Source organism: Vibrio sp. A11 (assembly GCF_013048705.1).
GTDB classification, from domain to species: Bacteria; Pseudomonadota; Gammaproteobacteria; order Enterobacterales; family Vibrionaceae; genus Vibrio; species Vibrio metschnikovii.
Genome location: NZ_VHSI01000008.1, coordinates 43,013 through 55,337, shown reverse-complemented (window position 1 = coordinate 55,337; position 12,325 = coordinate 43,013). Strand labels below are relative to the sequence as shown.

The following is a 12,325-nucleotide window of genomic DNA, read 5'->3' as shown; positions in this document are numbered from 1 at the left end:
GGAGAGTGACCATGGAAAAAGAAAATTTTGTTGTACTCAAAAATGTCTGCAAACGCTTTGGCGATAATACGGTCATTGGTAATCTCGATCTGGCGATTAAAAAAGGCACCCTTGTCACCTTATTGGGTCCTTCCGGGTGTGGTAAAACGACGGTTTTGCGACTCGTGGCCGGTTTAGAAAAGCCGACTTCTGGGCAAATTTTTATCGATGGAGAGGACGTTACTGAGCGTTCGATTCAACAACGTGATATTTGTATGGTATTTCAGTCTTACGCACTGTTTCCTCATATGTCCTTATATGACAATGTCGCTTATGGCTTAAAAATGCTTAAGTTGCCGAGTAGTGAGATTCGTCAACGCGTTGAAGAGGCGTTAAAAATTGTTGGCTTAGAAGCGATGGGCGATCGTTATGTTGACCAAATATCAGGAGGGCAACAACAGCGAGTGGCTTTGGCGCGTGCGTTAGTGTTAAAGCCTAAAGTGTTATTGTTTGATGAACCATTGAGTAATTTAGATGCTAACTTGCGTCGTAGCATGCGTGAAACCATTCGTGAACTGCAGCAACGTTTTGATATTACCTCATTGTATGTAACCCATGACCAAGCTGAGGCATTTGCGGTTTCAGATACGGTTATCGTTATGAAAGACGGTGATATTATGCAAATTGGAGCGCCTCAAGAGCTATATAAAGCACCGACCTCAATGTTCATGGCAAACTTCATGGGCGAGGCGAATATCTTCCAAGGGCACTTTGATGGTGAAAACATCTCGATTCATGGTTATGCCATCACAGCAGACAAAGTGGTGACGGCTAATAAAGAGCCCGGTGAATATCAAATTGGGGTGCGTCCAGAAGCGATTTTATTGCAAGACCACGGCGAAATTAGCCAGTTATGCGATGTGAAAAAAGTGGTTTATATGGGGTCGATGTATGAAGTGACGGTTAACTGGCATGGAGAGGAGTTACTGTTGCAATTAAACTCTGCGCAGTTTAACGAGCAGTTGATTCATCATGCTTATCTCAGCATTAATGCCAGTGGACTTTTTTTACTTCCTAAGTCGTCTTCAATCAGCTAATCCGTAAGAAAAAGGGTAATCATCTGATTGCCCTTTTTTAGCAAATACTATCTCTATGTTACCCAAAATAAACACTTCTATACTCTTCCTATTTGAAGCTGTAGCTGTGTTGGCTACGTTCGTTCACCCCAATCATAGAGCTTGCCTATGCTCATGGGGATTCACTCACTTGCCGCCTACCTGCAACTCCAAGTTGTTTGAGTATGTCCATTCACTTGCTGCCAATTTTCTTGAATATCAGACTGCAAACAGAAAACCAATTTGAGAATTAGGCTAAATTTTTAAATTAAAAGAGACAAAAAGCTCCGGTGGTTTTAAAAATAGCCTACGTTTATAAGAACCACATAAATACCGTCATCGTTGTTCTGTCTAAAATTCGAAAGTCGTTTGTTCACCAAGGAGGTGAATTGTGAGTCTGTCGTTAAAAAGTAAACTGATTGGCACCAGCGTTTTCGCGGTCGCCTTTATGGCGCTGGTGCTGACGACGCTATCTGTCAACCAATTAAAAAATGAAACCAACTATAGTTTACAGGCTAGAGTTCATGGCATCGCCAAATCCGCTACCAGCGCAATTAACCAGTGGTTAACCATTCGTGGCAGTATTGTCACCTCGGTGATTCCGCATACAGGACAGGAGAATTTTTTACCTTTTTTACAGCAAGGCCAACAAGCGGGCGGATTTGATTTGCTGTATTTTGGTACTGAGCAAGGCAGTATGCATCGCTCTATTCCTGAACGTGGTGCCTCTGATACCAGTTATGACCCGCGTACTCGCGGCTGGTATCGCGATGCAAAAGCGCAGAATCGACAAATACTGACTAACGTTTATGCTGATGCGATCACTCGTCAATTAATGGTGACAATTGCTGAACCTATTTCTCGTCATGGACGCCTATTTGGGGTAATTGGTGCCGATGTATTGATCGATCAATTGGTGAAAGATGTGATTGCCATTGACGCTGGGGAAAAATCGTCGGCGTTATTGGTTAATGGTAATACAGGCAATATTATTGCTCACCGCAATGCCGATTTGATTTTAAAACCGCTCAACACTTACAGCTCTAATTTAACCATGGCTGTGATTAACCAATCGATTAAGGATAATCAGGTTCAAGAAGTGAAAGTCGGCGGCGTTGATAAGTTCTTCTTTTTTTCGAAAGTACCGGGTACCGAGTGGTTATTGGGCATTGAACTTGATAAGTCCGTTGAACTGGCCACGATGAGTAGCTTAATGCGTCAATTGATCATCACGGCCGTTATTATTACCGGTTTGGTGGCCGTCCTTGTTGCATGGTTAGTCGGTTTCCTGTTTCGAGATCTTAACCGCGTATCGAGTGCTTTGGCCGAAATCGCTGGAGGGGATGCGGATTTAACTCAGCGTATTGAGCCTCGTTATCAGGATGAAGTCGGTGCATTAGCCAATAACTTTAATAAATTTGTTAATAACATGCATAGCATGATCACCCGATTACAAGAGGTATCGCGTGGCTTAAATTTACAAGCGGAGAGTACGGCAGAACAAGCTCATGAGCGAAGCTTACGGATCACTGTGCAACAAGACGAGATTAACATGGTTGCGACAGCGATTAATGAAATGGCGGCAGCCACTCAAGAAATCGCCAGTAATGCGGATAATACTGCGGCTACCGCATTGGATACAGTGAAAATATCTCAGCATGGCGCAGAGCAAGTTGAGCATACGCAAGCGTCGATTGGCAATCTTTCTAAAGAAGTCTTGGTAGCGAAAGGTGTCATTGAAAACCTCAATCAACATGCGCAAAACATCAATGCCATATTGTCGGCGATTCAAGGTATTGCTGAGCAAACCAACTTGTTGGCACTGAATGCGGCAATTGAAGCGGCAAGGGCGGGTGAGCAAGGTCGTGGCTTTGCAGTGGTAGCAGATGAAGTTCGAGTACTGAGCCAAAGAACTCATGACTCAACCCAAGAAATCCAGAAAACCATTGAGACGTTACAGAAAACGACAGCCCAAGCGGTGGGCATCATGAATGACAGTAGTAAGCTATCGGAAAGTAGTGTCGAAGATGCCAATGTTGCTGCGCAAAGTTTGGCGCAAATCAGCGCTTCTGTCGGAACGATCAGCGATATGGCGACCCAGATAGCCACCGCGGCAGAAGAACAAGCCTCTGTTACGGAAGAAATTACCCGTAATACACAAGCTATTCGTGATGTCTCTGATGGTCTCGCCAATGAAGCAAAAGAAGCATCGCATCAAGCGTCGCTGCTATCGAAGTTATCTAAAGAACTACAAAGCGAGATTAACCGCTTTAGGTTGTAATCAATTATCGCTTGCAGTTTTAATTTGACACCCAACTCATTTTTATTGAGTTGGGTGTTTTTTATAAGAATTTTGGTTAAAAAGTGTTAATCAATATTTCAAATATATGATCGCCATCATAAAAGTGTGATCTTTTCCGCAAAGTTGATTCACATGCTATAAATTGCAGTTATATTTGCCAATTATTCTTTTGTGTCAGGTTTTAGCTAATTTTTCTTATGATTATTGTCAAGAAAGTGCTGTTTTTCTCTTGGTGTTTATGGGTGTTATCGGCTTGTCAATCTACTGTAACTATCCCTCCAGATTGGTATCAACAGCCGCAAATTAATCACCCCGTTTATCTGATTACTGTTGGGCAAGGGCGTAGTTTAGAGCAAGCGAAACAAATGGCCCTGAGTCAGATCAATGCTCAGTTATGGACTCAGATCGATTCTTCTTTCTCTTCTCGTGATATTTTTCAAAGTCAAAATGCCAATACCTCCAGTAGTTCTCTAGTGGATAATAAGGTCAATAGTAAAACGGCAACGGTGACATTAACGGGGATTGAATATCCGAGAGTAGAAAAAAACGATATTGCGTATTACGTGCAAGCTCAAGTGAGCCGAGCAACCGTGATCGCTCAGTTGCAAGCCGATATTCAACACAGTGATCGCCAAGCAAACGCGCAGATCAGTAAACGTGTACATCAAGATGTGCTTCCTTGGTGGTTAGAAAGTCGTCATTTATTAAGTGAGATAAATCATGTTGCAGTACGCCAAGCAATGCTTCGCTCGCTTGGCGCATCAGCACCAGCGGCACCACAGATTGAGCAATTAGAGAAGCAAGTCGCTCAGGCGCAGTCATCCATCCTGATTCAAATGATTGCTGCTGCAAATAATAACAAAAGTGCCGAGTTATTAGCTGATAAACTTTCCACTCAACGTTTAAAAACCAGTTTTAACCAGTCTACACAGCGGACTCATTCGCTTATCTTGACCTCAGAGCTTCGGCAAAGTCGGGTGGGGGATGCTTACATTTCTACTCTGTTCACATCGCTTACACTCCAAGCGAAGGACGGAACTATTCTCGCCAGTAATGAAATTATCTCTAGTGGCAATTCCTTATCCAATTATGCTCTTTCACAAGAGGCTGCTCAGCGTCATTTGATGGAGTTGATTGAACAACAAGGTTTATGGTCTTCACTGGGATTCAAATAAAAAAAACGATGGAGTTATCTAATGTTTAAACAAACTGCAGTGGCGCTAGGTGTGTCTGCTTTACTTTCTGGCTGTATTTCGATGGGGCCTGTACCTATTTGTACACCAGATACGTCTGTCCCTCTTTTGGAGTCAGAGGTTCCCGCTAAATCCAGCCAAGATGTTAAAGCGATTGTGTTACCGGTGGATGTCAACTTTAAAGATGTGGCGCAAGATCGTGTGCAATCGGTGATTCGTAATTCTCTGGAAAGCCAAATCGTTGAAACTGGCACCGAGCTGGTTGACCGTAAATTGGCGAATAAACTAAAAGGTGAAATTAAGCTGGCAGAGCAAAGTGGTCGCTATAACACCAAAGGTGTACCGATTGCCGATTATGCCGTGTTGACTGAAGTAACGAATCTGGATTTTTCGAAGTCTTTTAGTGAAGCGCGTAGCTATAAAAATAAAAAAGGCGAAACCGTGCATGTGCCAGCAAAATGCAGTTACAAAATGGAAGTTGCTGGTATTGTCAAAGTCGTTTCACTTCCTGACATGGCTTTAGTGAAACGTATTGACATTAAAGGCGATGAGTATGCTTCTACCGAGACGCGTAATTCAAGCTGCCCAATCAATGATGCAGCTTATCAAGGCTTAGCGAGTAAGGCGGCGGCTGAAGCGGTAGAACACAGTGCAGAATTGAAGTCATTACTCGCGGCTAGGACTTCGGTGTTAGAATTACGCCAATGTGAAAGTGGTAGCATGGTTAAGATTGGCGTTGGGTCAGATAAAAATATCCAGCCGAAAGATGAAATTGCCTTCTCTAAAATTATGAAAAGTGAAGATGGCGAGCTAGAAACTTTTGGTGTCGGTAAGGGAACCATTGTCAATAACCCAGAGCATGGTATTAAGGCTAAGTTCTCATGGGTGACGATTGATGAGGAGACTGCGCTGAAGATCCGCAAAGGAGATCAAGCTCAGGTTGTACTTGACCCTTGTAAGAGCTGGTTAGATCTTGAGTGCAAATTTAAGAACTTATAATCGTGTTTTGACTGTTCAATAATATGGAATGAATGATGAAAAAAACAATAGTAATGAGTGTGCTTGCGCTATCTGTGGCAGCGTGTAGCAGTACTCAAACCGTTGAACAAGCTCAGCAGTTTGCTCAATGCACATTTCCAGATTCACCAGCGGTTGAAGCGCCAGCGTGGATCTGTGATGTAATGCCAAAAGATCTGGCAGCAGGTGCCACAGGGTATGCGAAGAAAAGCGCTGCAGGTATGGGTGTGATGCGTAATGTAGCAATTAATGAAGCACGAGTTCAGCTAGCCTCTCAGTTTCAAACGGATGTCAACAATATGTTTAAACAAGCTGTACAACGTTCTGTTGAAACAAGTAATGATGGTCAGCTAGAAAATGTGGTAGAAACGTTTGAGAACGTCACAAAAAACGTAGTCACACGCAGCTTATCAAATAGTAAGCTGATTGTGAGCCAAGTAAGCCCTGCTGGCGGTCTTTATGTATTGGTAGGTATGGATAAAGAAGCCTATCAAGAAAACGTCAACCAAGTGGTAAATGAAGCGAGTAAAGAGTCAAAGTTATGGGCTCAGTTTAATAGTGAAAAAGCGGCTCAGGATTTAACGGAAGCACTCAATTCATTGAAAGCGTTATGATTTAATTTGGATTGAACGAGTTAATGATGGTTTTATCAGGCAGGGTGTTTACCCCTGCCTTTTTTATCAGGAATAAACGATGAAAGGCACAAAAAAGCCCCTCTTGGTATTGTTATTGAGTACGTTATCTTCAGTTAGTGTGGCCAATTCAGAGGCGGCGTTTGCTGAACTCACCCAAGCAACCGAGCAGGTAAAACAGAGTAAACAGAGGCAATATCAAGAATTTGAGCGGTATGTTGATGCACGGCTAGATGAGTATGAAACGTGGCGAGACGCGTATATCACTCAACTTGATCAACAGCGTCTGGCCTTGATTGATCGTTGGGGAAGCGCGGAACTCTCCGATTCGTACACCGAGGTGACTTACAGTGAGAGCAACGCGGTCAAAAGGGTGGTCGATTATGAAAATAATACCGCAGTAGTATCGGTATTAGTTGACCCTTCGATGGATAAAGCTCAGATCAGTAAGCTTATCGAAGCGCAAGCACAACTTTCCGATGGTGAAACTTTAGATTTGACTCAAGCGGAAGTCTCTACCGAAAAGCTTGACTATTCCGTGACCCAAGAGCAAAAAGAGAAGCAATTTGTCATTGAGCAAACGTACTCGCAAATGAATGAATATGATATTCAAGCCGATAGACTTATTGATGCTAATATCGGGGTGGGTGATGATTTTATTTACCAGCGCGCCTATCGAAAAAAAATGGCGTTACTTGATGAAGCGAAAGCTCGAATCGCGACTATTAGCCAGCAATATCAAGCTCATCGTCAACAGCTTACTAATCATTCCACAGTTCAGGTAACGGATAAGAGTATAACGGCTCAAGAAGCATCGAAAAAAATCATTAGTTATAAAGTGAATTTACCGAATAATAGCTTAGAAACTAGGGCAAAAATCTATCAACCGTTGGCAATCAAAGAGAGTGATAAGTGGTCGTTAGATCCAGCTTTAGTGATGGCTATCATGCATAGTGAATCTGCGTTTCGCCCTCAAGCTAAATCTCATATACCTGCATTCGGTTTAATGCAAATCGTCCCCAGCACGGCAGGGCATGATGTAAATCGGTTGCTGCGTAATATCGATGCTCCGATGACAGAAGCTGATTTATATCATCCTGATATTAATGTTGAAACAGGAACAGCTTATTTGAATATATTGAATAGCCGTTATTTAAAAGACATCACCGACGAGCAAAGTCGTTTATATTGTATGATTGCCGCCTATAATACTGGTGCTGGTAATGTGGCCCGTACCTTTAACCCTGAGCGTTCAACTAATATTCGTCAAGCAGCCTTGATTATCAATCGGTTGACACCTGAACAGGTATATCAACGGTTAATCAATCAATTGCCTTATGATGAGACTAAGCATTATTTACAGAAAGTTTCATCAAGAATAGCGCTCTATCAGCCAATTTAATATTTATTATCCCCCTGCGGATTGCGTTTGGAACCGATGAGGTAGGCAGATTTTCAAAAGCTTTAGAGTTTGTTTGTGTAGATTTGTACTTTGGAATATAGAGGTAATAAGCCTGGGCTTCTCTGTATTCCGGCTCTCGGTTTTTTCTACCATCCTCGCCGCTTTGTTGCTTTCCCCTCTCGTTATCCAGTACACTTTCAAGGTCTTTTTTCCTCCATCATTAGAGTGACTATGTTACAGAACCCTTTGCAGCTTCGTCTTGAGAAGTTTGAACCTTGGCAACAGATTACCTTTATGGCTTGCCTTTGTGAGCGCATGTATCCTAATTACGCTCTATTTTGTCAGCAAACAGAATTTGCTGATGCACGTCGTTATCGTGATATTTTGGATAGCGTTTGGGAATTAATGACCGTTAAAAATGCCAAGATTGACTTTGATCGTCAGCTAGAGAAGCTCGAAGAATTGATCCCAACGACGGAAGCGTTTGAGCTGTATTTAGTCTATCCGGCGATTGACGCTTGTGAAGCGCTAGCGACGTTATTGCATGGTTTGCTTGATCGAGATGATCTCTATGAATCGATGCAAAAAGTCAGTCAAATATCGGTGCGTACGGTGGCTCAGTTAGAAGAAGCGCAAACCGGTGAAGAGATCACCAATGACAACCAAAAGAGCAATGAAGCGGTATGCGCCGAATGGGATGTGCAATGGGCGATTTTTAGACCCTTGCGTGAAGTTACCGAGCGAGATATTGAGTTAATTAAAGACCTGCGCCATGAACTGCGTGATGACTGTATGAGCAATATTGGTTTAACGTTAGGCTAGTTACCCCGATACTCTGTTTATTTACGGCGCTACGTCGTTTGAGTATTGCGAGCGATATTCATCATCCAACCTCAATTTTAAGGAGTGTCCCATGCTGGAATCAATGGCTCAATGGCTGAGTCAGTATGATATTGAGTTATCAAAAATTATCCCTATTGCTGAGGCTTTGGGATTGATTGTACTGATTGCTGTTGCGATTCATGTATTCCTTCATCGGGGGGTGGTGAGATGGTTAAAACAACATGCCGATGACTCTCAAGCCTCTTGGCGACATGTGTTGTTTGCTGGCAATTTATTCAGTCGCATTGCTTTGTTGATCCAAGGTGCGGTCATCGGTGTGCAAACCCAACTGTGGTTATCACAAGACAGCGCTTTGCGTGAGGTGATACTGACCTTGGTGGCGTTATGGGTGGTGGTATATGGGCTGTTAGCCTTTTACTCGTTGCTTAATGTGTTGGAAATCTTGCTATCGAGAACCGCCGTTGGCCGCACGATGCCATTACGAGGGTTAAACCAAAGCCTCAAAATCATTTTATTTATTATTGCCACGTTATTAGTCACTTCGATATTAATCGGTAAGTCGCCGGTACTGCTTCTCAGTGGTGTCGGTGCCATGACCGCGGTGATCATGTTGGTGTTTAAAGATCCGATCTTGGGCTTAGTGGCGGGGGTGCAGTTATCAGCCAATAAAATGCTCAGTGTCGGTGATTGGTTAGAGATGCCTAAATATGGCGCAGATGGCGATGTGATTGACATCAGCTTAACCACGGTCAAAGTGCAAAACTGGGATCGTACCATCACCACTATTCCAACTTATGCGTTGATCTCCGACTCTTTTAAGAACTGGAAGGGGATGCGTGAGGCTGGTGGTCGACGCATTAAGCGCAGTGTTTTAGTGGATGCGACGAGTGTTCAGTTTTTAACGGAACAGGCTATTGAGCGCTTAACTCATGCCCAGTTATTAGAACCGTATATTAAGCAAAAAGTACAAGAAATTACCGTTTATAATCGTGAGCATCACGTTGATGAAAGTAGCCCTATTAATGGCCGAAGATTAACGAACTTAGGCAGTTTTCGCGCTTACTTAGAGCGTTACTTACGGGCTCATCCAGAGATTCATCAGCATATGACCTTGATGGTCCGTCAGCTTGCACCGACCCATGAAGGCATCGCCTTAGAGCTGTACTGTTTCACTGCCACGACCGTTTGGGTTGAGTATGAGCGCATTCAGTCGGATATTTTTGATCACCTTTATGCGGTCTTACCCGAATTTGGTCTGCGCGTATCCCAAGCTCCGACGGGCAACGATTTCCGCCAATGGCAAAAAGCACCCTAAGGCCAAGATCACATCATCGAGCTTAGCCGTCAGAGGATGAGACATTATCGACGATCTGACTCATCCTCATCTCGGCTTTCAATGACGCCATGTGCCTCTTTCCATTGCTCCCAGCGTTCAGTGGCTAGTTGCTGCATGTCGGTGACTTTGTCTGCTTCGTCCAAGATCTCTTCACCAACAAGGTGTTCAAACACATCTTCTAGGGTTAGCAAGCCTTGCACGCTGCCATATTCATCGACGACTAACGCGAGCTGCTGACGTTTTTTCATCATCTGATCAAATGCTTTCGGTAAGGTTTGTGTGTTAAGCACAACATGCAACGGGCGCATCACATTACCGAGCTTCTGAGCGCCTTGATGGTTTTGTTGCCATTTGAATAGCTCTAGCCTATGTACAAAACCAATCACATTATCCGTCTCTCCGCTATAAATCAGTGGTCGTGAAAATGGCGTGTCACTGTGTTCATGCAAAAACTCATCAATGCTCATATCGGCACTGACTCTGAAAAGTACCGTTCGCGGTGTCATGACTTGAGTGACGGGAACATCGCTAATGGAGAGCAGATTGTTGAGTATTTTCGACTCTCCTTCGGCTAACTCGCCACTTTCATTAGCCATTAATGCCATCGCGGAGAGTTCATCACGCAATTTTATCGATGGTTGCTGAGGGGCTAAACGTTTCGTGATCTGTTGTGAAAACCAAATGAAGGGGCTTAAAGCCCAAATCATCCAATGCAATACATTGGCAGAGATAGGCGCTAATTGACGCCAATAGGTGGCACCCAAGGTTTTGGGGATAATCTCAGATAAGACTAAGATAGCTAAGGTTAGCAATGCCGAAAATAATCCCAGCCACTGGTTACCAAAAACAAGGCTTGCCTGAGCACCAGCACTTGCTGCACCGACGGTGTGGGCGATGGTATTTAAAGTGAGGATTGAGGCTAACGGGCGATCAATATCTGCTTTTATCAGCGAGAGTTTTTCAGCACTTGGGTGATCTTGCTGTCGTAATTGAGCTAGGTAGCTTGGAGTGATACTGAGCAGTACAGCCTCTAATACGGAGCAAATAAAAGAAACGCCAATCGCGATAGTCACGTATAAGCTTAATAGCAGCATAACAGCCTTAATAATAGGTTCATTTTCCGGATTATTGACACAGTATAGCTACTCTATATCGCTATACTTATTCACTTCAAGGTCAAGATTCTCGTTCATTGCTACTGGCTGACTATTTCAAGTTATGGGTATCCAATCAGTAGAGAGTTTGATCGTCTTTGTCTATAAATAAAGGCGCTGGTGGGTTAAAACAAGGTCAGGCGAGGCTTGAAAATACAGTAAATTGTGAGTGAATACTCATATTATGGTTAAAAGTACGTCAGAGAAGCACAACGGATACGACAAACCTTTGCCAGATAGGGCATTTATGTTTTAGAGTGGGTTCGATTTGATAACCTATAAGAAGGGAAACCTAATGAACAAGACCCAATTAATCGACTTTATTGCAGAGAAAGCAGATCTTTCTAAAGTACAGGCTAAAGCTGCTCTTGAAGCGACTCTTGGTGCAGTTGAAGGTGCACTTAAAGAGGGCGACCAAGTTCAACTAATTGGTTTTGGTACATTTAAAGTTAATCACCGTGCGGCGCGTACTGGCCGTAATCCAAAAACTGGTGAAGAGATCCAAATTTCAGCCGCTAATGTTCCAGCATTTGTTGCCGGGAAAGCACTGAAAGATTCATTGAAGTAATTTATACTACGCCGAGATATTCTATCTCGGCGTCTCTATCATGAAAAAATTCCTCTCTCTTCTTCTTACCCTGCTTCTTATCGGCTGTGCTTCTTCGGTTCCTCATGCCAATCTTGATCAACGTAATGACTATGTTGGTGGTCAAACGATGGGCGATGCGACGCATTTCTATTGGTATACCGAATATCAAAACCGTCCGGCTCATGGAGCCGATCAGGTATTGATGGGTGACTATGGCTGGTATCAAACCAATTATCGCTGGGAATCGGGTTCTGTGCGTGAGGTGGTGCGCGAAGGCATGCAGCTAAGAGGCGCGCAATTGGTTCCTTACCGCGTACATGTGCGTTTTAACCAACAAGGCGAAGCGGTTTATCAGCAATTTCGTGTCGATGGTAAAGTGCTGCCGCTAAACTTAGAGCAGCGTAGTGAGTATTTGCAGCAAGCGCAGCAACTGGTTGAAATGAGCAAGCAGCAAGCGCGTCAAGGATGGTCTTTATATCAAGGCGTGTGGGACGGACAAAGCTTAACCAGCTGTACCGGACGTCGTTTTTCGCAAGTGCTTTGGCCGTTGACAACGCCAGAGCATGTGATGGAACGTTTGAAAACTCCGCATTATGTTGCCTTGTTGGGTCGAGTAAGCAGTGCTCAGTTGCAAGTCGACAGCGTGTTATCAGTGGCAGAGCCTGACAGAGGTTGCATGATTCAACCAGCACTGATTGATGCCGATTAAATTGCTCGATAACCAGACAAGCGGTAGAAGAGATGCTCGATTGAGATAGCCGCG

Annotated in this window: 11 protein-coding genes; 10 read left to right on the top strand and 1 reads right to left on the bottom strand. The window is 43.7% G+C overall.

All coding sequences use genetic code 11. From position 1 onward, the window contains the following. The first annotated feature begins 11 nt into the window (after positions 1 to 11). From fbpC to FKQ60_RS09900, 8 genes are all read left to right on the top strand, one after another. On the top strand, positions 12 to 1,076 hold the full coding sequence (gene fbpC / locus FKQ60_RS09935) for a ferric ABC transporter ATP-binding protein (RefSeq protein ID WP_170906414.1): 1,065 nt from the start codon (positions 12 to 14) through the stop codon (positions 1,074 to 1,076). Positions 1,077 to 1,485: 409 nt separating this feature from the next. After that, positions 1,486 to 3,375 (top strand): methyl-accepting chemotaxis protein, encoded by a 1,890-nt coding sequence (locus FKQ60_RS09930; protein WP_170906413.1) that lies wholly within the window; start codon positions 1,486 to 1,488, stop codon positions 3,373 to 3,375. Positions 3,376 to 3,593: 218 nt separating this feature from the next. Further along, positions 3,594 to 4,571, top strand: coding sequence for an LPP20 family lipoprotein (locus FKQ60_RS09925; RefSeq protein WP_170906412.1), 978 nt, complete (start codon positions 3,594 to 3,596; stop codon positions 4,569 to 4,571). Between the two features lie 21 nt (positions 4,572 to 4,592). Then, positions 4,593 to 5,588 carry a hypothetical protein gene (locus FKQ60_RS09920; protein ID WP_004397375.1) on the top strand — a complete coding sequence of 332 codons (996 nt, stop codon included), beginning with the start codon at positions 4,593 to 4,595 and terminating at the stop codon, positions 5,586 to 5,588. Positions 5,589 to 5,623: 35 nt separating this feature from the next. Beyond that, a complete protein-coding gene (locus tag FKQ60_RS09915; RefSeq protein ID WP_040905654.1) occupies positions 5,624 to 6,220 on the top strand; it encodes an LPP20 family lipoprotein in 597 nt (198 codons plus the stop codon). A 79-nt stretch (positions 6,221 to 6,299) separates the two neighbouring features. Continuing rightward, positions 6,300 to 7,640: a transglycosylase SLT domain-containing protein gene (locus FKQ60_RS09910; protein ID WP_170906411.1), complete on the top strand. Its 1,341-nt coding sequence runs from the start codon at positions 6,300 to 6,302 to the stop codon at positions 7,638 to 7,640. A gap of 231 nt (positions 7,641 to 7,871) precedes the next feature. Next, complete coding sequence (locus FKQ60_RS09905; RefSeq protein WP_170906410.1) at positions 7,872 to 8,462, top strand: DUF416 family protein; 591 nt, start codon at positions 7,872 to 7,874, stop codon at positions 8,460 to 8,462. 91 nt (positions 8,463 to 8,553) lie between these two features. After that, entirely contained in the window at positions 8,554 to 9,798 is a 1,245-nt protein-coding gene (locus FKQ60_RS09900) for a mechanosensitive ion channel family protein (protein WP_170906409.1), read from the top strand. A gap of 44 nt (positions 9,799 to 9,842) precedes the next feature. Here FKQ60_RS09900 and FKQ60_RS09895 read toward each other — a convergent pair whose 3' ends face one another. Next, on the bottom strand, positions 9,843 to 10,913 hold the full coding sequence (locus tag FKQ60_RS09895) for a hemolysin family protein (protein ID WP_004397370.1): 1,071 nt from the start codon (positions 10,911 to 10,913) through the stop codon (positions 9,843 to 9,845). Positions 10,914 to 11,268: 355 nt separating this feature from the next. Here FKQ60_RS09895 and hupA point away from each other — a divergent pair, with 355 nt between their 5' ends. Then, complete coding sequence (gene hupA, locus FKQ60_RS09890; RefSeq protein WP_004397369.1) at positions 11,269 to 11,541, top strand: nucleoid-associated protein HU-alpha; 273 nt, start codon at positions 11,269 to 11,271, stop codon at positions 11,539 to 11,541. A gap of 40 nt (positions 11,542 to 11,581) precedes the next feature. Then, positions 11,582 to 12,271 carry a DUF1481 domain-containing protein gene (locus FKQ60_RS09885; protein ID WP_170906408.1) on the top strand — a complete coding sequence of 230 codons (690 nt, stop codon included), beginning with the start codon at positions 11,582 to 11,584 and terminating at the stop codon, positions 12,269 to 12,271. The last annotated feature ends 54 nt before the right edge of the window (positions 12,272 to 12,325 follow it).

Excerpts from the sequence above, each read along its gene's own strand:
- fbpC (WP_170906414.1), top strand. The coding sequence starts at position 12 with ATGGAAAAAGAAAATTTTGTTGTACTCAAAAATGTCTGCAAACGCTTT.
- FKQ60_RS09925 (WP_170906412.1), top strand. The coding sequence starts at position 3,594 with ATGATTATTGTCAAGAAAGTGCTGTTTTTCTCTTGGTGTTTATGGGTG.
- FKQ60_RS09920 (WP_004397375.1), top strand. The coding sequence starts at position 4,593 with ATGTTTAAACAAACTGCAGTGGCGCTAGGTGTGTCTGCTTTACTTTCT.
- FKQ60_RS09915 (WP_040905654.1), top strand. The coding sequence starts at position 5,624 with ATGAAAAAAACAATAGTAATGAGTGTGCTTGCGCTATCTGTGGCAGCG.
- FKQ60_RS09910 (WP_170906411.1), top strand. The coding sequence starts at position 6,300 with ATGAAAGGCACAAAAAAGCCCCTCTTGGTATTGTTATTGAGTACGTTA.
- FKQ60_RS09905 (WP_170906410.1), top strand. The coding sequence starts at position 7,872 with ATGTTACAGAACCCTTTGCAGCTTCGTCTTGAGAAGTTTGAACCTTGG.
- FKQ60_RS09900 (WP_170906409.1), top strand. The coding sequence starts at position 8,554 with ATGCTGGAATCAATGGCTCAATGGCTGAGTCAGTATGATATTGAGTTA.
- FKQ60_RS09895 (WP_004397370.1), bottom strand. The coding sequence starts at position 10,913 with ATGCTGCTATTAAGCTTATACGTGACTATCGCGATTGGCGTTTCTTTT.
- hupA (WP_004397369.1), top strand. The coding sequence starts at position 11,269 with ATGAACAAGACCCAATTAATCGACTTTATTGCAGAGAAAGCAGATCTT.
- FKQ60_RS09885 (WP_170906408.1), top strand. The coding sequence starts at position 11,582 with ATGAAAAAATTCCTCTCTCTTCTTCTTACCCTGCTTCTTATCGGCTGT.